Here is a 21,910-nt window from a genome sequence, read left to right as displayed (position 1 = left end):
GCAGGCCAGCGATCCAACGACGCCGGTGAAGGGGCCTTTCTCGGCGGATTTCCGCTGGGTCACGCTGCCCGACTGGCCGCACGGCCCGATCCGGCTGACCGAGGCTCAGGCCGCGGTGTTCGACGCGCTGTGGTCGTTCAAGGGCGAGCCCCGCACCGCCGACCAGATCATGCGGCGCGCCGGGCTCAACAGCGACAAGCCCATCGACGTGTTCAAGGTCAAGACGCGCGACAAGGGTAAGCCGGAAGCCGAAGGGCCACTCGTTGCATACCGGGCCCTCGTCCAGGTCGTGCAGGGGCGCCCGGGGCTGTACTCGATGCCCTGTGCTGCAGCATTGAGCCCCGTGCAGGCTTGATGCCTTGCTCATCCAAGCACGATGGACAACCGCTGGCCGTGACGCACGCGCAAGTCATTGACGTACGAGGCCGCCTGCGTGCGCTTCCGCCAAGAAGTTGGCGCCGGTTTTGAGAGAAGAGAGAGCAAAAGAGAGTCGAACTGGGCGACTTTCGGGCGGTGCGGCTTCACTGCGTGGCACACGCAGAACGCCGCCGAACCCCGCGCGGCGTCGGGGAACCCGGAAACGAAAACGCCCAACCGATAGAGGTTGGGCGTTGAAAAGTGGTGGCCTGGGGCGGAATCGAACCACCGACACGCGGATTTTCAATCCGCTGCTCTACCAACTGAGCTACCGGGCCAAGCAAAGAAGCGCAAGTATGGCAGGATTTGGTCCCCGCCGTCAAGCAATCGGTGAAGGATTCGGGAATCAGGCGGCCGGCTCGCTCTTGTTGCGCGAGAGTTCGACGCCCAGTTGCTTGAGCTTGCGATACAGGTGCGTGCGCTCGAGGCCGGTCTTTTCGGCCACGCGCGTCATGCTGCCGCCCTCGCGCTGCAGGTGATACTCGAAGTAGGCACGTTCGAACAGGTCGCGTGCTTCGCGCAGCGGCATGTCGAACGAGAACTGCATGCCGCCGCCTTCGGCTGCGCGAGCGGGGGCGCCGTTCATGTCAGCGCGCTCTGCGGTGGCGGCTGCGCCTGCGGCGGCCGTGCCCGGTGCTGCGCCCGCCAGCGAGGCGGCCGGTGCGGTTGCGGCCACCGGTGCACGTGGCTTTTCCTTGCCGCGCGACAGGCCCTGCTCCACGGCTGCCAGCAGCTTCTGCAGCGCGATCGGCTTCTCGAGAAAGTTCAGCGCGCCGATCTTGGTCGCCTCCACAGCGGTGTCGATGGTGGCATGGCCCGACATCATGATCACGGGCATGGTCAGCAGACCTTGCGACGCCCACTCCTTGAGCAACGTCACGCCGTCGGTGTCCGGCATCCAGATATCGAGCAGGACGAGGTCGGGCGTTGCATTCGCGCGGTACTCGCGCGCACGCTGCGCGTTCTCGGCGACTTCGACAACGTGCCCTTCGTCTCCGAGGATTTCGGAGAGCAACTCCCGGATACCCATTTCGTCGTCGACAACGAGGATGGTGGCCATGCTTTTCCTCTATGTGCGGCGGGATCGCCGTCCGCGCTACGCGAGTTTTACGAACAGGATGGAAACCTGGGCGCCGATGATCTCGGTGCCCCCGGATTGGGACGGGCGGTTGCGCAATTCGATGCGCGCGCCGTGCTCGTCCATGATTTTCTTCACCATGGCCAGGCCCAATCCTGTGCCCTTGGCTTTGGTCGTGACGTACGGCTCGAAGGCGCGGTTGAGGATGCGGGAAGAGAACCCGCCGCCGTTGTCCGCGATCGCAAGCCGCACGGCCTGCCGCCGCGCGCCCGAGGCGTCGTCGTATTCTACCGTGTCAGTTTGCAACATGACATGCGGTGCAGGTCGCCCGGCGGCTTCGTTCTCGGCCACCGCGTCCTGCGCGTTCTGCAGCAGGTTGTGGATGACCTGGCGCAACTGCGTCGGGTCGCCCTTGATGAGCGGCAGGCCCGCGCCGAGCCTCGCCTCGATGACGGGGTGCTCGTGGCGGTCAGGGTGATCGATGCCGTACAGGTGCAGCACTTCGGCCGCGAGCGCGTTCAGGTCGAGCTCCTGCAGCATGGCTGGTGGCGTGCGCGCGTAGTCGCGGAAGTCATCCACCATGCGCTTCATGGCCGCGACCTGGTTGACGATCGTGCTGGCGCCGCGGCGCAAGACCTCGGCGTCGGCTTCCGACAGCTTGGGCGAGAGCTTCATCTCCAGCCGCTCCGCGGAGAGCTGGATCGGCGTGAGCGGATTCTTGATCTCGTGCGCCAGGCGCCGCGCGACTTCGCCCCAGGCCACCGAGCGCTGGGCCGAGATCACGTCGGAAATGTCGTCGAACACCACCACGTAGCCGCGCTCCGTGCCGTGCGCGCCGACAGACGGGCCGGGCAGCCGCGTGCCGCGCACCAGCAGCGTGAGCGGCTCGTCTTCATCTTCCACGGGAATTTCGACCTGCTTCTGCCAGTGTGCGGCCGCGGCGCCCGCCGCAGCGCTCACATCGTGCTCGGCAAAGGCCTGCTCGACGATCGAGGCGAAGGCGGCCAGCGGCGCGATGCCGCCCAGGGCCTGTCCGACCCATGCGCCGAAGGGCTGTTTGAAGATGCGCTCGGCACCCGGGTTGGCGGTCAGCAGCACGAAGCGGTGGTCGAACACGAAGACGCCTGCGGTCAGGTTGGTCAGCACGCTCTCAAGATAGGCTTTCGACTGCTCGAGTGCCGCGCGATTCTGCTCCACTGCCCGGCGCGCGTCGGCCAACTGGCGCGTCATCTGGTTGAACTGCTGCGTGAGCAGGCCGAGTTCGTCGCGCGTATGCAGCTCGCGCTTGGGCGAGAGGTCGCCCTCGGCCACTTCACGCGTGCCCTGGAGCAGCATCAGCAGCGGCCGTGCCAGCTGTGCGCCGAGCAGCAGCGCCAGCATCACCGCAATGAAGACGGCCAGGAACAGCGTCAGCGTGAGCGTGCCGATGTACATCTTGCGCAAGCCCGTGCGGCCGAGCGCCTTCTCCTGGTACTCCTGGTATGCGTGCTGGACGGCATCGGCGTTGCGCGCCAGCGCCTGGGGAACCGGCTGCACGAGCTGCAGGAAGCGCTCTTCGCGGCTCGCTTCGCCGACCAGGCCGAAGCCGCGCGAGGGGCTGCCGGCGTCTTCCGGCGTGCGGTCGGCGAGCAGGCCCGTGCCGGCCCACTTGCGCCCCGCTGTGCCGAGCCGCAGCCCCGACTCCTCGCGCGCGGCCGTCCCCAGTGCGACGACCACGCGCAACTGGTAGAGATCGTTGCGGCGATTGCCGGCGCGCGGGGCCGATGCCGGGCCGTTGTCGCCGTCGTAGTCGCTGCCGCCTTCGAGGCTGGCATAGCCGCCGGGCGAGCGCGCCTGCTCGAGCACGGCCTGGTCGGGCAGGCTCGGCACGAGCGTGTCATACGTACTCGATGCCGTGGCCACCACGCGGCCACTGGTGGTGAAGATGGTCGCCTCCTGCACGCCGAATTGCTCGCGCAGCCGGTTGAGCGTGAGCGTGGTGGCAGAGGCCGAGCCGTCTCCGAGCTGCTCGGCGATCAGGCGCCCCTTGTTCTGCAGATCCGCCAGCGCGGCGTCCATGGTGGAGCGGCCGAGGTTCAGGCCGGCCTCCAGCGCCGACTCCACCTTCACGTCGAACCACGATTCGATGCTGCGCGAAACGAACTGCAGCGAGACGAGATAGATCAGCACGCCCGGCAGCACGCCAACCACCCCGAAGAACACCGCGAGCTTGGTCATCAGCCGCGTGCCGAACTTGCCGCGCCGCGCGCGCAGCGCGAGCGCCAGCATCAGCCCGCCAATGATCACCACCAGCAGCACCCCGATGACGAGGTTGACCTTGTAGAGCAGCGTGAAATAGCGGTCGAAGAATTCGGTGTTGGCCGACGCGGCGGCCAGCAGCCCGACCAGCACGATCGCCAGGAAGACAATGGTGCCGGCGACGACCTGATACAGCAGCCGTTTGTAGCTGCGGTCGAAGATCATTTGGCGGGCGCCAGCAGCGAGGTGGCGTTGGACGGCGTGGCCGTCATGCCCCAGCCCGGGTTGGGCGACAGGCCCGAGGCGGCAGAGGCGGGCGGCGAGGATGCCGGCGCACTGGCCGGCGGCGTTGCCGGTGCCGGCGCCGGTGCTGAGGGGAGCTCGTTGGGCACCAGCACGCTGAAGCGTTTCCAGTCCGAACTCAGGTTCCAGTCGCGCGTGTTGACGGCGTTGATCTGGAATGGCTTGGGCAGTTGCGTCACGTCCAGGCGCATGCGGACTTCAGCCTGGACGGTTTCGCCGGGCTTGACCGCACGCTGCTCGAACACGCGCCAGCCCCGCACGTGCTGCAGGAAGTCGACCGCATCTTTCAGGCGCGAGAACGGCACCTGCAGGCCGCCGGTCGAGACGCGGTACTGGCGCGTGAGCGGGTGGAACGACAGCCGGACGACGCGCGTGGCACTCACCGCATGGTCGTCGAACCAATACCAGCGCGGGCGGATCAGCTCAAACTCGACGAGGAAGTAGAGCGCGATGCCCTTGTTGACGGCGTCTTCGAGGTTGCCGGGTAGATCGAAGTCGAAATCGGCGGAGAGATTCCAGCCGCCATCGGCATATTCCAGCTGGGCGCGGTTGACTTCGATGGTCTGCGCAGGCGCCATGACCGGCCACCACAGGAACAGCATGCCCAGAACGACCAGCCGTTGCAGAATCTGCCGGAACCGGGGTGGCAGCAGCCGGATCGATGGGCGAAGGATGACAGTCACAACGGTCGTTGATCAGGGCCGTTTCTGGAAAACCGCGTAAAAGAAGCCGTCGTGATCGAGCGGCAGGGGCGAGGTGCCGGCGCCGAAGCCACCAGCGGGCGCCGACTCGGGCAAGGCCGGCAGCAACTGGCCGGGCGCGTGCAATCGTATCGCATCTTGCAGATGGCTTTCAAACCATCGGGCCTGGTCTTCGCCTTCCGTCGGGAAAATCGAACAGGTCACATAAAGCAACTTGCCACCGGGCGCGAGGCATGCCCACAGCGCCCGCACGATGTCGCGCTGCAGGGCGGCGAGTGCCTTCAGATCGGCCGGACGGCGCAGCCAGCGGATATCCGGATGGCGGCGGACGATACCGGCCGCTGAGCATGGCACGTCGGCGAGGATGCGATCGAACGGGCGGCCGTCCCACCATGTATCGGGCTGGGCAGCATCGGCCACGCGGACGGTGGCCGCCTGGCCCAGACGCGCCAGATTTTCGTCGATGCGGACGGCGCGGGAGGCGTCGGATTCCAGTGCCGTCACGTCCAGGCCGTCGGCCAGTTCGAGCAGGTGGCCGGTCTTGCCGCCGGGCGCGGCACAGGCGTCGAGCACACGCTGGCCGGGCGCCACGTCGAGCAGCGGTGCCGCCAGTTGCGCCCCGGCGTCTTGCACCGAGACGTCGCCGTCGACAAACCCAGGCAGCTCAGCCACGGGCACGGCACGGGCCAGCCGCACGGCCTGTTCGCCGATCCGTTCGGCGTCGATGCCGCTTTCGGCCAGCCGGGCGAGATACACATCCACGGCGATGCGGCGCGGGTTCACGCGCAGCACCATCGGCGGGCGGCGGTTGCCGGCCGCGAGGATGGCCTGCCACGTGCCGGGGTACGCGCTGCGCACGGCGTCGATCCACCATGCCGGATAGTTCGTGGTGGCCACCGGGTCGGCCTGCATCGCGGCGACGAGCTCGTCTTGCTCGCGCAGGAATCGTCGCAGCACGCCGTTGACCATGCCCTTGCCGTGCGCGAGCTTCGGATCGGCCGAGGCGGCCCGCACGGTCTGGTCGACCACCGTGAACGGCGCATACGGCTGCGCAGTGTCCAGCAATTGTGCGAGCGCTACGCGCAGCAGGTTGGCAGCGCCTTCGGCGGGCGGGCGCGGGATCAGCGTGCGGATCAGCCAGTCGGTGCTGCCGAGCCAGCGTGTGGCACGGTAGGCGAGGTCCTGCACCGCGCCTCGTGCCGGGGCAGGCTGACCCTGGCAGACGGCCTCGATGGCCTGCGGCAATGCCGTCCCCTGCCGCAGCTTGCCGAGTGCGGTAGCGGCAAGCGACAAGGCGTGGGCAAGGGAGTCTGGCGGCAGACGCATCGGGGCAGCGGAAAAATCAGGCGGACAAAATGCAACGAGCCCGCGATGGGCGGGCTCGTGCGGACTGCGAAAGTATAAAGGAAGCGGCCTCCTGCGCCTGCCTCAGACCGGGTATTGCCCGGTCTGCGCCATCTGCATCAGCCGCGCGATGCGCTCTTCCGTCGAGGGGTGCGTGCTGAACAGGTTGGCCAGGCCGCCGCCGTGCAGCGGGTTCATGATCATCATCTGTGCGGTGGCCGGGTGGGCCTCGGCGGCGGCAAACGGGATGCCGGCCGCATAGCGGTGGATCTTGTCGAGCGCCGAGGCCAGCGCCTGCGGATCGCCGCTGATCTGCGCGCCGCCGCGGTCGGCTTCGAACTCGCGCGCGCGGGAGATCGCCATCTGGATCAGCGACGCGGCCAGCGGTGCAAGAATCGCGACGGCAATCCCGGCGACCGGGTTGGCGGGGCGGCCTTCGCTGTCGCGCCCGCCGAAGAACACCGCAAAGTTGGCCAGCGCCGAGATCGCACCGGCCATGGTGGCCGAGATGGTCGAGATCAGGATGTCGCGGTGCTGCACGTGGGCCAGCTCGTGCGCCATCACGCCGCGCAGTTCGCGCTCACTCAGGATGTTGAGGATGCCGGTCGTGGCGGCCACGGCGGCGTGCTCGGGGTTGCGGCCCGTGGCGAAGGCGTTGGGCTGTGCTTCGTCGATCAGATACACGCGCGGCATGGGCAGCCCCGCGCGGCCGGCAAGCTCCTGGACCATGCGGTAGAACTGCGGCGCGGTGGTCTCGTTGACTTCCTGCGCGTTGTACATGCGCAGGACCATCTTGTCGGAGAACCAGTACGAGAAGAAATTCATGCCCAGCGCAAACAGCAGCGCCAGCATCATCCCGCTGCGTCCGCCGATCATGCCGCCGATGACGATGAACAGCGCGGTAATCGCTGCCATCAGCATGAAGGTCTTGATCCAGTTGAACATGAGGGCGTGGCTCCTGTGGGTCGAGGGTTTCGCGAGTTTCTTAGATCAAGATATTCGCTGAAAATTCAAGGGTTTGTGCGATGTTTGCGCGGTACTTTGCCGCAGTTGGAGCCTGCTTGGTCAACGCGTGGTGAAGGCCAGCCGCGCACCCAGTCCGATGAATGCCGTGCCGACCACGCGATCGAGCCAGCGCTTGATGCCGGGTTTGCCCGCCACGCGGCGCGTGACGCTGGCCGCCACCCACGCCACCACGCTATTCCACGCCGTCGACATGACGACGAACACCGCGCCCAGCGCCAGGAACGCCAGCGCCTTGTGGCCGGCATGCGGATCCACGAACTGCGGGAAGAACGACAGGAAGAACAGCACCACCTTCGGGTTCAGCACGTTCGTCAGGAAGCCCTGCATGAACAGCGACTTGAGGGGGCGCGGGCGCCTGGCCGGTTCGGCGGTTTCGGCTTCGGCGAGGGTGTCGTCGCGCGCGGGCGGTGCCAGCAGCATGCGGCCGCCGAGGTAGATCAGGTACGCCGCGCCCACCACCTTGATCACGGTGAAGGCCACCGTGGATGCCGCGAGCACGGCCGTCAGCCCGAAGGCGACCGCCAGCACGTGCACGCAGCAGCCGGCCGATACCCCGAGCGACGAGAGCAGCCCCGCCGTCCGCCCTTGCGAAACGCTGCGCCCCACGATATAGGCCGTATCCGGCCCCGGCGTCACATTCAGCAGGAACACGGCCAGCATGAAGAGCGGCAGGTTCACGATGCCCAGCGTCGTCATGGCGGAGTCCTCTTGTCTCTTCTCTCTATATATGGATGCGCGTCAGCTGCGGGACGCGAACCGCTGGCCTGGCTGGATGGCGAGGCTCTGCAGGAACTCGCGCGCGGGCAGGCGCTTGCCGCCGGGCTTCTGCAGTTGCGTCACGCGCAGTGCGCCGGTGCCGCAGGCGATGGTCACGCCGTCGGCATTGGCGGCGAGCACCGTGCCCGGTTCTGCGTCGGTGGGGCGATCGGCGAGGGCTTCGCCTTGCCAGAACTTGATCGTCACGCCGTCAAGCGCGGCCGATGCGCCCGGAAACGGATTGAACGCATGCACCTGCCGCAGCAGCGCCGCAGATGGGCGCGCCCAATCGAGCGCCGCCTCGTCCTTGGCGATCTTCTCGGCATACGTGACACCTTCGGCAGGTTGCGGCGTCGCGGGCAGCTGGCCGTCCCGCGCGAGCCGCGACAGCGCCTCCACCACCATGCGGCCGCCCAGTGCGGCCAGCGTGTCGTGCAGCGTGCCCGTGGTGTCCGCCGGGCCGATGGGCACGCGTTCCATGGCGATCATGTCCCCGGTGTCGAGGCCGGCATCCATCTGCATGAGCGTGATGCCGGATTGCGCATCGCCGGCTTCGATGGCCCGGTGGATGGGCGCGGCGCCTCGCCAGCGCGGCAGCAGCGATGCGTGGATGTTGATGCAGCCAAAGCGCGGCAGGTCGAGCACTTCCTGCGGCAGGATCAGGCCATAGGCCGCCACGACCATCACGTCGGGGCGCTGTGCGGCGAGTGCCTCGATGGCCTCTGCGGCTTCCTGTGGATACTTGCCCGTGCGGCGCAATGAGGGCGGCTGCAGGATCGGCTCCAACCCGTGCGACACCGCATATTGCTTGACCGGGCTGGCCTGCAGCTGCATGCCGCGGCCTGCGGGCCGGTCAGGCTGGCTCAACACGGCCACAATGGGAAAGCCGGCCTGGTGGATCGCCGCCAGCGCTGTCTGCGCAAATTCGGGTGTGCCAGCAAACGCTACGCGAAGGGTGGTTGTCATGCGTGCAAAACAGGAGCAACAAAAAAGCGCGCTACATACGCGATGGCGGAGCGCATGGGGTTCAACGGTGCCCGCGATGCGGTGTGTCCGTCAGCGGGACGATGGGCTCGGGCGAAGGCAAGGCTTCGGTGCCGCCATTGCCGCGCCGCTGGAACAGCGAAAAGGTCTCGTTGGTGTCGCCTGGCCGGCTGCCGCGCCAGACCAGCTCCCAATCGGCGCCCTTGGGCTGGCGGCTGCGGTTCTCGCGTGCCTTGTCGAGGACGAGCATCAGGTCGCAGGTGCGGGCCTCGGGGTTGGGCCGGTGGGCATCGCCGTGGCCGCTATGGCCCAGCAGCCATTTGACCGGGCGGACACCGGTTTCGTAGTGCATCAGCGCGCGCTCGCTCTCGCCCATGCCGCGCGTGGCCACGCAGACCTGGGCAGATTGCAGCACCGGCTTGATGGCCTGGAACAGCGGGCGGTAACTGCGGGCGTCGTCTACCCATGGAATGAGCAGGGTGCCCAGCAGGCCCCATACGAGGCCCAGCCCGGCGGCCCATGCGACCACGCCGGAGCGCGCTGGCCGCAGCCACACGCAGACCGCCCACACGGCGGTGACGGCCGCCGCCGCTGCCACGGCAATCGGGTGGACCAGCATGTCATAGGGCAAGGGCAGCACGCGGCCCAGCGCCTTCGAGAGCCAGGCCGGCAGCAGCATCCCCCCGTCGACGACGAGTGCGGCCCACACGGCCCACACCACGACGCCAAGCGCGCCAAAGAGCGCCACCGCTGCGCCCCAGGCACGGGCGCGCCAAACCGGCGGCACGAGCAGCAGCATCGGTGCGCCCAGCAGCGCCATCGCCGGTTGCAGCGGCATCAGGTACACATCGCGCAGCACGGCCGAGCGCAGCACCACGGCGATGCTCAACAACAGGAACAGCGCAACCACCAGGTGCCCCTGGTACGGCAGCAGCCAGGCCGCGCGTACGCCGCGCCCCCGCAGCCGCACCAGCTTGTACACCGACAACGCCACCACGGCCAGGGCCGGCCACACGGCGGGCGTGCCGGTCAGCAGTATGGAGCGCAGCGTCGTTGCCAGCGATCCTTTCTCGCCGCCGAGATGCGAGAACCCGAAGAATCGCCCGACGTTGTTGACCCAGAACCATTCGATGAACAGGTCTGTGGATTCATGCCAGAAGATTGCCGGCCAGATCACGAGCCACGGCAGCGCGGCCAGGAGCGACAGGCCATAGAACCGCCAGGCATGGCGGCGGCGGAAGTCGGGCAGCAGGGCGATCGCCGCGAGCACCGTCAGCGCAAATAGCCCGGGCACGAGCACGCCCTTGCCCAGGAACGCTACGCCGATGCCCGTGCCGAACCACAGCGCCGGCCGCAGCGCGTCGACGCCTGCGGTGCGGTCCGTTTCGCTTTCCTTGACGAAGCGCACGAGACCATAGAGCGCGATCGCCGTGCCCGCCAATTGCGGTACGTCCGCAATGAACTTGTGCACGTGCTCGACCAGCCCGATGCAGCCCGCAAACAGCAGCAGCGCGCCCAGTGCGTAGTCGCGCAGCGCAGCACCACCGGCGTCCAGGCCGGCCTGGCGACGCGCTGCAAGTGTCGGCCCCGGGCGGCCGCGTGCCAGCGCTGTGCCGACGCGCTGGCGCCAGTCGCGCGCCTCGCCGCGCAGCAGCCGCGCGGTACGCCAGACGGCCCAGCACGTGAGGGCCATCCAGAACAGCACTGCCACGCGTACGGCCTCGTGCGCCGGCACATTGGGCAGCGCGAGCGCGGCCAGCGCGCCCGTCCAGTACATCAGCGGCGGTTTTTCGACGAACGGCTCGAAGGCGACATTCGGGACTACCCAGTCGCCCTGCTGGATGATGTTGAGCACCACGCCGAACGAGTAAGGCTCGTCGGCTTTCCACGGCATGCGCCAGAACGTGCCGGCAACGAAGTATGCACACAGCATCAGCACGACGACGGCACGCCAGTGTCGCAACAGCAAGGCCGGTAGCGTGCGGGCGCCCGTGCCGACGGGGGGGGGCTGCATCAGCGGAACGGGGCGACGGGGCGCGTCGGCATCGGCTGGCATGAAACGGCGTTCACCGCTGGTGCGCCACTTCGCGCTGGTGCTTCTTCAGCTTGGAGCGGATGCGGGTCTGCTTGAGCGGCGAGAGGTATTCAACGAAGACTTTGCCCATCAGGTGATCCATTTCGTGCTGGATGCACACGGCCAGCAGGCCGTCGGCCTCCAGTTCGAAGGTTTCGCCCTTTTCGTTGAGTGCGCGCACTCGCACGCGATCGGGGCGTTCGACCTTGTCGTAGATGTCAGGCACCGACAGGCACCCTTCATCCCAGACCTTGCGCTCGGCGCTGGCCCACACGATCTCGGGGTTGATGAACACGCGCAGTTCGTCGCGCGTCTCCGAGACGTCGATGGTGATCACGCGCTCATGCACGTCGACCTGCGTCGCGGCCAGGCCGACGCCGGGGGCTTCGTACATGGTTTCGGCCATGTCGGCCACGAGCTTGCGGATGCGGTCGTCGACCACGGCAACCGGTTTGGCCACCTTGTGCAGCCGCGGGTCAGGGTATTGCAGGATATTGAGTAGGGCCATGATGCTTGGCAACAACGGTTGCGGAAGGCCACGCTAACGAGGGGTTGCCTTCAATTGCGATCGCTTGGAATGTCATGCAGAATCGGGGGCGCTATCCGCCACATGGCTTAGGAAAAAGCCTGACGAACGTTCGATGCCATACCCCCCGGATTGCTGCGCCGACAGTACGCGTGCAGTGGCGGCGGCCAAGCGTCGAATACCACGCGGACCACTCGCCGATTCTTCAAAGAATAATGCGCCATCGTAACACACCGATGCTCTCTCAGCCCGCCACGAAACCGCGCCAGCCTTACGTTTGCGCCTTCTCGGCGGTTGCCGCGGCAACGCTTTTCTGCCTAGGTGGCGCGCACGCGGCGGAGCGCGTCGTGACGCCGGCGCAACAGGCCCAGGCCACAGCGGCTGCCCAGGCCGGCATTCCCGAATCCGAGCTGGCCGCCAACGCACCCGCGCAATACACCGTGCGCCGGGGCGACACCCTGTGGGCGATTTCGGGCAAATACCTCCAGCGCCCGTACCGGTGGCCGGAACTGTGGGGCATGAACCGCGAACAGATCCGCAATCCGCACCTGATCTATCCGGGCCAGGTGCTGTATCTGCATCACGCGAACGGCCGGGCGTGGCTGTCGACTTCGCCAGCCTCGGCCGAGGGCAGCACGGTGCGCCTGTCGCCGCATACCCGCGTGTCGGGCCAGGACGGCGATGCCATCCCCAGCATTCCCCCCGCTGTGATCGAGCCGTTCCTCACCCAGCCGATCGTCGTGGACGAGGAAACGCTGGCCACGCCGGCGCGCATCTTTGCGCTGCCCGAAGGCCGCGTCTATCTGGGCAAGGGCGAGAGCGCCTACGCGCGCGGTCTGCCCGCAGGTGAAGGCGGCCAGCCGGGCAGCGAATGGCAGGCATATCGCCCGGTCAAGCCGTTGAAGGATCCCGTCAGCGGCAAGGTGCTCGGCTACGAGGCGGATTTCCTCGGCACGCTGCGCGTGGTGCGCGCTGCCGCGGGTCCGCAATCGGCCACCAAGATGGAAGTGCTGTCGTCCAAGGAAGAAATGGGCGTGGGCACGCAGCTGATGCCGCTGCCGCCGCGCGTGCCTGTGCGCTATGTGCCGCATGCACCGGAGGGCGACGTGCACGGCGTGGTCGCCAAGGTGACCGGCGGCGTGCGCTTTGGCGGCACCGACCAGGTTGTCGTGCTGAATATCGGCAGCCAGCAGGGGCTGGAACCCGGTCATGTGCTGGCACTGGCCCGTGCGGGCGGCGTGGTGAAGGATCCGACCGCCGGCAACGAGCGCGTGGTGTTGCCGGAGGAGCGCTACGGCCTGGCATTCGTGTTCCGCGTCTTCCCGCACGTCGCCTATGCGCTGGTGACTGACGCCTCGAACACCGTGGAGGTGGGCGATACGGCCACCAATCCGATGTCGCAACAACCCTGACCACGCGTTACCGCAGTCCCTGATTTGACTGATGTATCGCACGCCGCGGCGTCCGCCGCGGCCGATTCCACCGACACCCTCTCCTGCACCCGCGACCCCGCTGAACTGGCCGCGTGGCTGCGTCTGACCGAAACCCCTGGCGTTGGGCCCGTAGCCGCCCGGCAACTGCTGGCGGCGTTCGGCTTGCCGCAGGACATCTTCGCACAACCGTATTCGGCGCTGGTGAAGGTGGTCCCGGAGCGGCACGCGCGGGCGTTGCTCGCCGAGCCCGATGCAGCGCTGGCTTCACTGATCGAGCGCACCGTGGTGTGGGCGAATACGCCCGGCAACGCCGTCTTCACGCTCGCAGATCGCGGGTATCCGCCCCGCCTGCTGGAATTGCCCGATCCGCCGACCCTGCTGTATACGAAGGGCGATGTTTCGCTGCTCAGGGCGGCGGCGGTCGGCGTGGTCGGTGCGCGCAGCGCCACGGCCGCCGGCATCGAAAACGCCCGGGCGTTTGCGCAGGCGTTGTCGGCGGCCAGCGTGACGGTGGTGTCGGGACTGGCGCTCGGGATCGACGCGGCGGCGCACGAAGGCGCGCTGGCCGGCCCGGGCAGCACGATCGCCGTGGTCGGCACCGGGCTCGATATCGTCTATCCCGCGCGCAACCGGGCGCTGGCGCACCGCATTGCGGAGGCGGGGCTCATCATCTCCGAGTATCCGCTGGGCATGGGCGCCCGGGCCGAGAACTTCCCGCGCCGCAATCGGCTCATTGCCGGGCTCGCGCGCGGGCTGCTGGTCGTGGAAGCCGCCGCCCAGTCGGGCTCGCTCATCACGGCGCGGCTGGCTGGGGAGCAGGGACGCGACGTGTTCGCGATCCCGGGGTCGATCCACTCGCCGCTGGCCAAGGGCTGCCACCTGTTGATCAAGCAGGGTGCCAAGCTCGTGGAGACAGCCGCCGACATCCTCGACGAACTTGGCTGGGCGAGCGCCGCCGCACCGGAGCGCCGTACCAGGCCCGCAGCATCGGCTCCGCCGTCGGCTCAACCGGCGTCCGCTGCGCATGCGCCTGCCGCACGCACCCCGCCAAACGCGGCCGAAACCGCGCTGCTTGATGCCCTCGGCTTTGACCCTGTCGACCTGGACACCTTGTGTGAGCGCACCGGCCAGCCCGCTGCCGCGCTGTCGGCGCAACTGCTGGCCCTCGAACTGGACGGCCGCGTCGAGCGCCAGCCCGGCGGCCGCTTCCTGCGGCTTCCGTGAAAGCGTGCCTACAATAGGCGCGACTGTTCGACCGACATGCCGCTCCTTTCTCCCGACACCGACATCGCAGCGCTGCGCGAGCACATCCACCACGGACGGTGGCTGGTTGCGTGCCTGTGCGCCGAGTGGTGCGGCACGTGCCGCAGCTATCGAGCGACGTTCGCTGATCTGGCGGTGCGGCATCCGGAATGCTGCTTCGTCTGGGTGGACGTGGAAGACCACGCCGATGCGCTGGGCGATTTCGACGTCGAAAACTTCCCCACCCTGCTGGTGCAGCGCATGGACGACGCCGGCGATGTGTTGTTTTTCGGCCCGGTCCTGCCACATGCGGGCGTGGTGGAGGGGCTGCTTTCGCGGGACTTGGCCGCTGCTCCGGCCGTCCGGGATGCGCCGGACCTGCGCGCCTGGCTGCTGGAACTGACGTGAGGACGGCGCTTGACAACGCGATGCGCTGCATGCGCCACTCTATTGCACCCCCTAAGGAACCGCGCTTATGATTGGCGGCCAAATTCGGGGCTGAACCGTTTTGACAGGACCCCGGTGCGTGCCCCAACAGGCGCCCGCAGCACTTGAAAGTCGGCCCGCGAAGCCATAAGACTCTACAAAACCCACGCGAACGGTCGCTATAGATCAGCGACTTCTTTTTATCGATTGCATGCGATCGCCAGGATCCGCTCACATGTCCAAGGCCCTCATCATTGCCGAAAAACCGTCGGTCGCCGCTGATATCGCGCGCGCGCTGGGTGGCTTCACCAAGCACGACGAGTATTACGAAAGCGACGACTACGTCCTTTCGTCGGCCGTGGGCCACCTGGTCGAAATCGCCGCCCCGGAGGAGTACGAGGTCAAACGCGGCAAATGGAGTTTTGCGCACCTGCCGGTGATCCCGCCGCACTTCGATCTGCGCCCGATCGCCAAGTCGGAGTCGCGCCTCAAGGTGCTGACACGCCTCATCAAGCGCAAGGACGTGACGAGCCTCATCAACGCCTGTGACGCGGGGCGCGAGGGCGAGCTGATCTTCCGCCTCATTGCGCAGCACGCGAACACCAAGCTGCCGGTCAAGCGACTGTGGCTGCAGTCGATGACGCCGCAGTCGATCCGCGACGGGTTTGCCAAGCTGCGCAGCGACGAAGAAATGATGCCGCTGGCCGACGCCGCGCGGTGCCGCTCCGAAGCCGACTGGCTGGTCGGCATCAACGGCACGCGCGCCATGACGGCCTTCAACAGCAAAGGCGGCGGCTTTTTCCTCACCACCGTGGGCCGCGTGCAGACGCCCACGCTGTCGATCGTGGTGGAGCGCGAAGAGAAGATCAAACGGTTCGTCCCGCGCGACTACTGGGAAGTGCGCGCCGAGTTCATCGCCGCGGCGGGCCTGTACGAAGGCCGCTGGTTTGATCCGAAATTCAAGAAGAACGAGTTCGACCCCGAGCAGCGCGACTCGCGCCTGTGGAGCGAGGCCGAGGCCAAGAGCATCGTCGCTGCGTGCCGCGACAAGCCGGGCACCGTGACGGAAGAATCGAAGCCGTCCACGCAGATGTCGCCGGCGCTGTTCGACCTGACGAGCCTGCAGCGCGAGGCCAACAGCCGCTTCGGCTTCTCGGCCAAGAACACGCTGGGGCTGGCGCAGGCGCTGTATGAAAAGCACAAGGTACTGACGTATCCGCGGACGGATTCCCGCGCGCTGCCCGAAGACTACATGGGCACGGTCAAGAAGACGCTCGACATGCTGGCCGAGAGTTCGCACAACTACCTGCCGCACGCGAAGAAGATTCTCGACAACCAGTGGGTCAGGCCCAACAAGCGGATCTTCGACAACAGTAAGATCAGCGATCACTTCGCCATCATCCCGACGCTGCAGGCACCGAAGAACCTGTCGGAGCCGGAGCAGAAGCTGTATGACCTGGTGGTGCGCCGCTTCCTGGCGGTGTTCTTCCCGGCGGCCGAATACCTCGTCACCACGCGCGTGACGGAGGTGGCCGGCCACCACTTCAAGACCGAAGGCAAGGTGCTGGTCAACCCCGGCTGGTTGGTGATCTACGGCCGTGAGTCGCAGGGCGACGACGCCAACCTCGTGCCCGTCGCCAAGGGCGAAAAGGTCAAGACCGACAAGGTCGAGCCGGTGGGCCTGACCACCAAGCCCCCCGCACGCTACAACGAAGCGACGCTGCTGTCGGCCATGGAAGGCGCCGGCAAGCTCGTCGACGACGACGCCTTGCGCGAGGCCATGGCCGGCAAGGGCCTGGGCACGCCGGCCACGCGCGCGGCCATCATCGAAGGGCTGCTAACCGAAAAGTACCTCGTGCGCGAAGGCCGCGAATTGATCCCCACGGCCAAGGCGTTCCAGCTGATGACGCTACTGCGCGGCCTGGGCGTTGAAGAACTCACGCAGGCCGAACTAACCGGCGAATGGGAGCACAAGCTCGCACAGATCGAGCGTGGCCGTCTCGCACGCGACGAGTTCATGCGCGAGATCGCGCAGATGACGCAGCAGATCGTCAAGCGCGCCAAGGAGTACGACAGCGACACCATCCCCGGCGATTACGCGACGCTTTCCACGCCGTGCCCGCAATGCGGTCACGTGGTCAAGGAAAACTACCGCCGCTTCGCGTGCAGCCACTGCGACTTCTCGATCAGCAAGATCCCGGGTGGTCGCCAGTTCGAGCTGGACGAGGTGGAAGAGCTGCTGACCAACAAGACCATCGGCCCGCTGCAGGGCTTCCGCAGCAAGATGGGCCGGCCGTTTGCCGCCATCCTGAAGCTGGTTCAGGAAGACGGCCACTGGAAGATGGAGTTCGACTTCGGCCAGAACGAGGAAGAGGACGGCGAACCCGTCGACTTCACCGGCCAGGAAAGCGTCGGCCATTGCCCGAAGTGCAACGGCAACGTCTACGAGCACGGCCTGAAGTACGTGTGTGAAAACGCCGTGGCGCAGCCCAAGACGTGCGACTTCACCACCGGCAAGATCATCCTGCAGCAAGAGATCAGCCGCGAGCAGCTGCACAAGCTGCTCACCGAGGGCAAGACGGACCTGCTGACCGGGTTCAAGTCGGCGCGCACGGGCCGCGCCTTCAAGGCGTTCCTCGTCAAGCAGCCGGACGGCAAGATCGGCTTCGAGTTCGAGCCGCGCGGTGAAGGCAAGGGCAAGCCCGCCGCCAAGACGGCCGCGAAGAAGACCACGGCCGCGGCCAAGAAGGCACCCGCCAAGACCGCCGCCAAGAAGACGCCAGCGCGCAAGAAGGCCGCCGAAGCCGAGGCTGATGAGGCGAGCACGAGCGACACCTGAACGCGCCACTCGGCACTAATGCAAACGGGAGGACAGTGTCCTCCCGTTTTGTTTGCGCGGCCTGCCGTGGCTTATGCGGCTTCGCTCAATGCGCGTCCGGCGCGCGCTTCGCTGTGCTTCACTTCCATCGCCTGCGCGAGCATGTAGTCGATGAACGTGCGCACCTTGGTCGGCAGGAACTTGCGGCTCGGGTACACCAGCGAGAGCGAGCGCTGCGGCAGCTTGTACTGCGGCAGCACGCGTACGAGCCGGCCTGACTCCAGGTCGGGCCGCGCCATGTACGACGACAGCACCGCGATGCCCATGTCGGCCAGCACGGCGCGATGCATCAGTTCCGCATTGCTGGTGACGAGCGACGGCTGCACCGGCACGGCGATCGACTGCCCGTCGGGCGTGGTCATCTCCCACTCGTGGCGCAGCTGCGGGTGCCACATGGCGATCACGCGGTGATCGGCGATGTCTTCTGCGCGCTGCGGGGTGGAATGCTGGCGCAGGTAGGCCGGCGTGGCGGCCATGATCATCTCCGCAGAGATCATGCGGCGCGCCACCAGGTGCGAGCCGAGCCCGAGTTCCGACACCATGATGCCGACGTCGCGTCCGTCTTCGACGATGTCGATCGGGCGATCCGACAGCGCCACGTCAAACGTGACCTCGGGGTACAGCTGCTGGAAGCGCGCGAGGAGCATCGGCAGGACGTGCAGCCCGAACATCACCGGCGCGACGATGCGCAGGCCACCCACCAGCGCCTGGCTGCGCGACGTGGCCAGCGATTCGGCCTCGTCGATGTCGAGCAGAATCTGCTGGCAGCGCTGCAGATAGGTTTCGCCCACGTCCGTCAGCGACAGGCTGCGCGTGGTCCGGTTGAGCAGACGCGTGCCGAGGTGCGCCTCCAGGTCGGCCACGTAGCGCGTGACCACGGCATTGCTCATCGACAGATGCTGGGCTGCGCGCGCGAAGCTGCCGAGCTCCACGACCTTGGAAAACACCCGCATCGACTGCAAACGATCCATTCCAACCTCTCACATAATTTGTTGTCAAAAATAGAACAAATCTGTCGTGACGGCAAATTTTTAATGTTGGTATGCGCAATTCATTGCCTTGGCGCGGTCATTAAATGTGAGTGCACGCTCATGTGAGAATGAGCGCAGTCCTTATGTTTGTGACATTTCATTGCCGGGGCGGAATATCCGACTTCTCACCGATTGACGCCCCGTCGAATTTGCGCTGAAACTCTATACCGAGCGGTAGATTTTTGTGGGATCGGCTTGGGACGACCGTACGACAGGCCGCCTTCGGGTGGAACGCGGTTTTGCGCAAATCGGTGCAGCGGCCGCCATGCGGTTTAGCCATACTCGCACCATGGATGCCCCGAAACCGAACCCGCATGAGCGCCCCGGCACGAGGGCCGCCATCACGGCCAAGGCGTCGCCGCGCGACACCGAAGGCCGAGGAGACACCATATGACCATTCAGAACCGCGAACCGGTCCATTACGCCGCGGGCGAGATGCCGCTGCACCGGTATTGCGCCCTCCACGCGCAGCAGACCCCCGAGCGCATCGCCCTCCTCTGGTACGGCCGCACGATGTGCTGGCGCGAGCTGGATCAGCTTTCGACCCGGCTGGCGGTGCAGCTTCAACGCCTCGGGGTGGTGCGCGGCGACCGTGTCGCGCTGTTTCTGCAGAACTGTCCGCAGGCGATCATCGCGCACCTCGCCACGGCCAAGCTGGGCGGCATTGTGGTGCCGTGCGGCCCGCTGTCGCGCCAGCATGAGCTGCGTGACCAGCTCGCCGATTGCGGCGCGAAGATCCTGGTGGCGGCGGCAGACCTGATGCCCATCGTCGAGGCTGCGCGGCCCGGCACGTCGGTCGTCACCGTCATCACCACGCGCTATGCCGATCTGCAGCCGGCACAGCCCGCCTGCCGCAAGGCACTCGCTGTTCCGCCGGAGCTGATCGCCGCCGATGCATCATCCGCGCCGCCGCCCAGGAACACGCCCGGCGCCGCCCAACTCGACCTGATGCAACTGATGGCCGAGCCGGTGGACGTAGCCGAGCGCGACGCCGTGGCCGCCATCCCGGTGGGGCTCGATGACGTGGCGCTGATGGTCTACACCTCTGGCACCACCGGTCGCCCGAAGGGCGCGATGCTCACGCACCGCAATGCGCTGTACAAGACGGCGGTCACGGTGCAGGTGGGCGGCATCCAGGCCTCCGACGTGATGCTGGCCGTGGCGCCGCTCTCGCACATTGCGGGCATGCTGATGGGCATGAACACGATGCTGTACTCCGGCGCAGCCACCATCCTGCTCTACCGCTTTGACCCGCTTGCCGTGCTGCAGGCCATCGACCGCTACCGCGTCACGTGGTGGTACAGCATGACGCCGATGAACCTGGCGGTGATGGCGCACCCCGATGCGGCGCAGTACCGCATGGAATCGCTCACGACCAACCCGTGCACGAGCTTCGGCGTGCCGCTGACCGAGGCGATTGCCGAGCAGTGGCGCGCGTTTGCCGGCCCGCAGTGCCGCACCTATGAGGCCGCATACGGGCTGTCCGAAACGCATACCTGCGATGCCATCACGCCGGCGCACGCCCCGCGCTGGGGCTGGCACGGCAAGATCGTCCCGCAGACCGAAGTCCGCATCGTCGACCCGCACACCGGCGTGGAGCTGCCGCCCGGGCAGCCTGGCGAGATCACCATCCGCAGCCCAGGCGTGTTCCGCGGGTACTGGCAGCGCGACGAGGCCACGCGGGCCGTCCTGCGCAACGGCTTCCTGCATACCGGCGACATCGGACAGGTGTCCGCCGACGGCTACCTGCAGTGGCAGGGCCGCATCAAGGAGATGATCAAGGTGTCGGGCTACAGCGTGTTTCCCGAGGAAGTCGAAGCGCTGCTCTCGCGCCATCCGGGCATCCGGCAGGTGGCTGTCACGCCCCTGCCCGACCCCGACAAGGGCGAGGTCGTGTGCGCGCACGTGGTGCCTATGAATGGCGTCAAGCTCTCGGAAGCCGAGCTGATCGCGTGGTCGCGCGAGAACATGGCGCCGTACAAGGTGCCGCGGCGGGTGAAGTTCCACGACGCGTTGCCCGCCACGGCAACCGGCAAGGTCCTGCGGCGCCTGTTGCGCGAAGAGGCCATTGCCGCCTGAAACAGAAACGGCCGCCTGCGTTGGGCGGCCGTTTTTTCATGTCTGCACGAAGCGCTTCTGTCGGGCAATGCTCATCAGGATGCCGATGCCCATGCCGAGCGTGACGAGCGCCGTCCCGCCATAACTGATGAGCGGCAGCGGCACACCGACCACGGGCAGGATGCCGCTCACCATGCCCATGTTGACGAAGGCATAGGTGAAGAAGATCAGCGTGATCGACCCGGCCAGCAGGCGCCCGAACAGCGTGCCGGCGTTGGCCGCAATGAAGAGCCCGCGCAGGATCAGCAGCAGATACAGGAACAGCAGCACGCCGTTGCCCACCAATCCGAATTCCTCGGAGTACACCGCGAAGATGAAGTCGGTGTGTTTTTCCGGGATGAATTCCAGGTGGGTCTGCGTACCCTTGAGCCACCCCTTGCCCGTCACGCCGCCTGAACCGATGGCGATGATCGACTGGATGGTGTGGAAGCCCTTGCCGAGCGGGTCGGTGGTCGGGTCGAGCAGCGTACAGACACGGTGTTGCTGGTAGTCGTGCAGGATCGGCCAGTTCACCCCCGGCGCGCAGATGCGCGACTCGAACGACACCACCAGCGTGATCGCCGTCACCGCAATCACCAGCACCGGCACGATCAGCCGCCACGACAGGCCGGCAAAGTAGATCACGTAGATGCCCGCGGCGAGCACCAGCAGCGCGGTGCCGAGGTCCGGCTGCTTGGCGATCAGGCCAACCGGAATGAGCAGCAGCACCGCAGCGGCCAAATAGTCGTACCAGTGGATCACCCCTTCGCGCTTCTGGAAGTACCACGCCAGCATGAGCGGCATGGCGATCTTCATGATCTCGGAGGGCTGCACCACCACGCCGATGTTCAGCCAGCGCCGCGCGCCCTTGCGGATGAGCCCGAACATCGCCACGCCGATCAGCAGCGCCACGCCCACCGTGTACAGCGGCACCGCAAAGCGCATCAGCGTCTGCTGCGGCAGGTTGGCGATGATCCACATCAGCACGAACGACAGCATGATGTTGCGGATCTGGTCTTCGAGGCGGCCCGGCATGTCGACGGCCGCGGAGTACAGCGCGATCAGCCCCGTGCCGAGCAGCAGGAAGACGATCAGCGCCAGCGGCTTGTCGAAGCCCGTAAACAGCGACTTGATGATGTTGAAGACGCGGCGCTTGTCCAGTTTTTCCATGGTGTGCTCCTCAAGCGCGGTCAGCGCGCTGCGCTCGCGGGTTTGGCGGCCGGCTTGGCACCTTTGCTGCCCTTGGGTGCCGGTGCGGCGGCGGCCGGCGCCGAAGCCGGTGCGGCCGCATTGCCGCGCCCGCGCGGCGCCAGTTCAGGCGGCGGTTGCGCGTGCGACAGCGCCTGCAGCACCTGG

At 67.0% G+C, this 21,910-nt stretch carries 16 protein-coding genes, 1 tRNA gene and 1 pseudogene; 6 read left to right on the top strand and 12 right to left on the bottom strand.

Going from position 1 to position 21,910, the window contains the following annotated elements; genetic code table 11:
- Positions 1-355 (top strand): annotated as a pseudogene (locus KHN96_RS22330) (hypothetical protein); the annotation flags it as partial.
- Positions 356-619: 264 nt separating this feature from the next.
- On the opposite strand, the gene KHN96_RS22325 reads toward KHN96_RS22330, so the two are convergent.
- The 10 genes from KHN96_RS22325 to def all read right to left on the bottom strand — a co-directional run bounded on the left by KHN96_RS22325 (position 620) and on the right by def (position 11,429).
- Positions 620-695, bottom strand: a tRNA-Phe gene (locus KHN96_RS22325).
- A 68-nt stretch (positions 696-763) separates the two neighbouring features.
- On the bottom strand, positions 764-1,477 hold the full coding sequence (locus KHN96_RS22320) for a response regulator (RefSeq protein ID WP_045785410.1): 714 nt from the start codon (positions 1,475-1,477) through the stop codon (positions 764-766).
- Between the two features lie 36 nt (positions 1,478-1,513).
- Positions 1,514-3,958, bottom strand: coding sequence for a sensor histidine kinase (locus tag KHN96_RS22315; protein WP_045785411.1), 2,445 nt, complete (start codon positions 3,956-3,958; stop codon positions 1,514-1,516).
- Complete coding sequence (locus tag KHN96_RS22310; RefSeq protein WP_045785412.1) at positions 3,955-4,719, bottom strand: DUF4390 domain-containing protein; 765 nt, start codon at positions 4,717-4,719, stop codon at positions 3,955-3,957. The genes KHN96_RS22315 and KHN96_RS22310 overlap by 4 nt, the downstream gene beginning before the upstream one ends.
- 12 nt (positions 4,720-4,731) lie before the next feature.
- A complete protein-coding gene (rsmB, locus tag KHN96_RS22305; protein ID WP_062737612.1) occupies positions 4,732-6,063 on the bottom strand; it encodes a 16S rRNA (cytosine(967)-C(5))-methyltransferase RsmB in 1,332 nt (443 codons plus the stop codon).
- A 102-nt stretch (positions 6,064-6,165) separates the two neighbouring features.
- Complete coding sequence (gene htpX / locus KHN96_RS22300) at positions 6,166-7,026, bottom strand: zinc metalloprotease HtpX (RefSeq protein WP_045785414.1); 861 nt, start codon at positions 7,024-7,026, stop codon at positions 6,166-6,168.
- A 120-nt stretch (positions 7,027-7,146) separates the two neighbouring features.
- A complete protein-coding gene (locus KHN96_RS22295) occupies positions 7,147-7,803 on the bottom strand; it encodes a LysE family translocator (RefSeq protein ID WP_062737611.1) in 657 nt (218 codons plus the stop codon).
- 42 nt (positions 7,804-7,845) lie between these two features.
- Positions 7,846-8,829 carry a methionyl-tRNA formyltransferase gene (fmt, locus tag KHN96_RS22290; RefSeq protein WP_062737610.1) on the bottom strand — a complete coding sequence of 328 codons (984 nt, stop codon included), beginning with the start codon at positions 8,827-8,829 and terminating at the stop codon, positions 7,846-7,848.
- Positions 8,830-8,890: 61 nt separating this feature from the next.
- Positions 8,891-10,903 carry an ArnT family glycosyltransferase gene (locus tag KHN96_RS22285; protein WP_062737609.1) on the bottom strand — a complete coding sequence of 671 codons (2,013 nt, stop codon included), beginning with the start codon at positions 10,901-10,903 and terminating at the stop codon, positions 8,891-8,893.
- A gap of 10 nt (positions 10,904-10,913) precedes the next feature.
- Positions 10,914-11,429: a peptide deformylase gene (def, locus tag KHN96_RS22280; protein ID WP_045785418.1), complete on the bottom strand. Its 516-nt coding sequence runs from the start codon at positions 11,427-11,429 to the stop codon at positions 10,914-10,916.
- Positions 11,430-11,683: 254 nt separating this feature from the next.
- Between def and KHN96_RS22275 the strand changes: the two genes are divergently transcribed.
- The 4 genes from KHN96_RS22275 to KHN96_RS22260 all read left to right on the top strand — a co-directional run bounded on the left by KHN96_RS22275 (position 11,684) and on the right by KHN96_RS22260 (position 17,387).
- On the top strand, positions 11,684-12,859 hold the full coding sequence (locus KHN96_RS22275) for a LysM peptidoglycan-binding domain-containing protein (RefSeq protein ID WP_062737608.1): 1,176 nt from the start codon (positions 11,684-11,686) through the stop codon (positions 12,857-12,859).
- 24 nt (positions 12,860-12,883) lie between these two features.
- Positions 12,884-14,104, top strand: a complete 1,221-nt coding sequence (dprA, locus tag KHN96_RS22270; protein WP_045785420.1) for a DNA-processing protein DprA — start codon at positions 12,884-12,886, stop codon at positions 14,102-14,104.
- A 36-nt stretch (positions 14,105-14,140) separates the two neighbouring features.
- A complete protein-coding gene (locus tag KHN96_RS22265) occupies positions 14,141-14,530 on the top strand; it encodes a thioredoxin family protein (protein WP_062737607.1) in 390 nt (129 codons plus the stop codon).
- A 253-nt stretch (positions 14,531-14,783) separates the two neighbouring features.
- A complete protein-coding gene (locus KHN96_RS22260; RefSeq protein WP_045785422.1) occupies positions 14,784-17,387 on the top strand; it encodes a DNA topoisomerase III in 2,604 nt (867 codons plus the stop codon).
- Positions 17,388-17,458: 71 nt separating this feature from the next.
- On the opposite strand, the gene KHN96_RS22255 is transcribed toward KHN96_RS22260, so the two are convergent.
- Positions 17,459-18,397 (bottom strand): LysR family transcriptional regulator, encoded by a 939-nt coding sequence (locus tag KHN96_RS22255; protein ID WP_045785423.1) that lies wholly within the window; start codon positions 18,395-18,397, stop codon positions 17,459-17,461.
- 450 nt (positions 18,398-18,847) lie between these two features.
- Between KHN96_RS22255 and KHN96_RS22250 the strand changes: the two genes are divergently transcribed.
- Positions 18,848-20,536, top strand: a complete 1,689-nt coding sequence (locus tag KHN96_RS22250) for an AMP-binding protein (RefSeq protein ID WP_045785424.1) — start codon at positions 18,848-18,850, stop codon at positions 20,534-20,536.
- A 36-nt stretch (positions 20,537-20,572) separates the two neighbouring features.
- On the opposite strand, the gene rodA is transcribed toward KHN96_RS22250, so the two are convergent.
- Entirely contained in the window at positions 20,573-21,715 is a 1,143-nt protein-coding gene (rodA, locus tag KHN96_RS22245) for a rod shape-determining protein RodA (RefSeq protein WP_062737697.1), read from the bottom strand.
- Positions 21,716-21,910: the final 195 nt, after the last annotated feature.

The organism is Ralstonia mannitolilytica (assembly GCF_905397375.1).
Taxonomy (GTDB): Bacteria; Pseudomonadota; Gammaproteobacteria; order Burkholderiales; family Burkholderiaceae; genus Ralstonia; species Ralstonia mannitolilytica.
The sequence above is the reverse complement of the archived record's forward strand: the minus strand, read 5'-3'. Positions and strand labels throughout refer to the sequence as shown.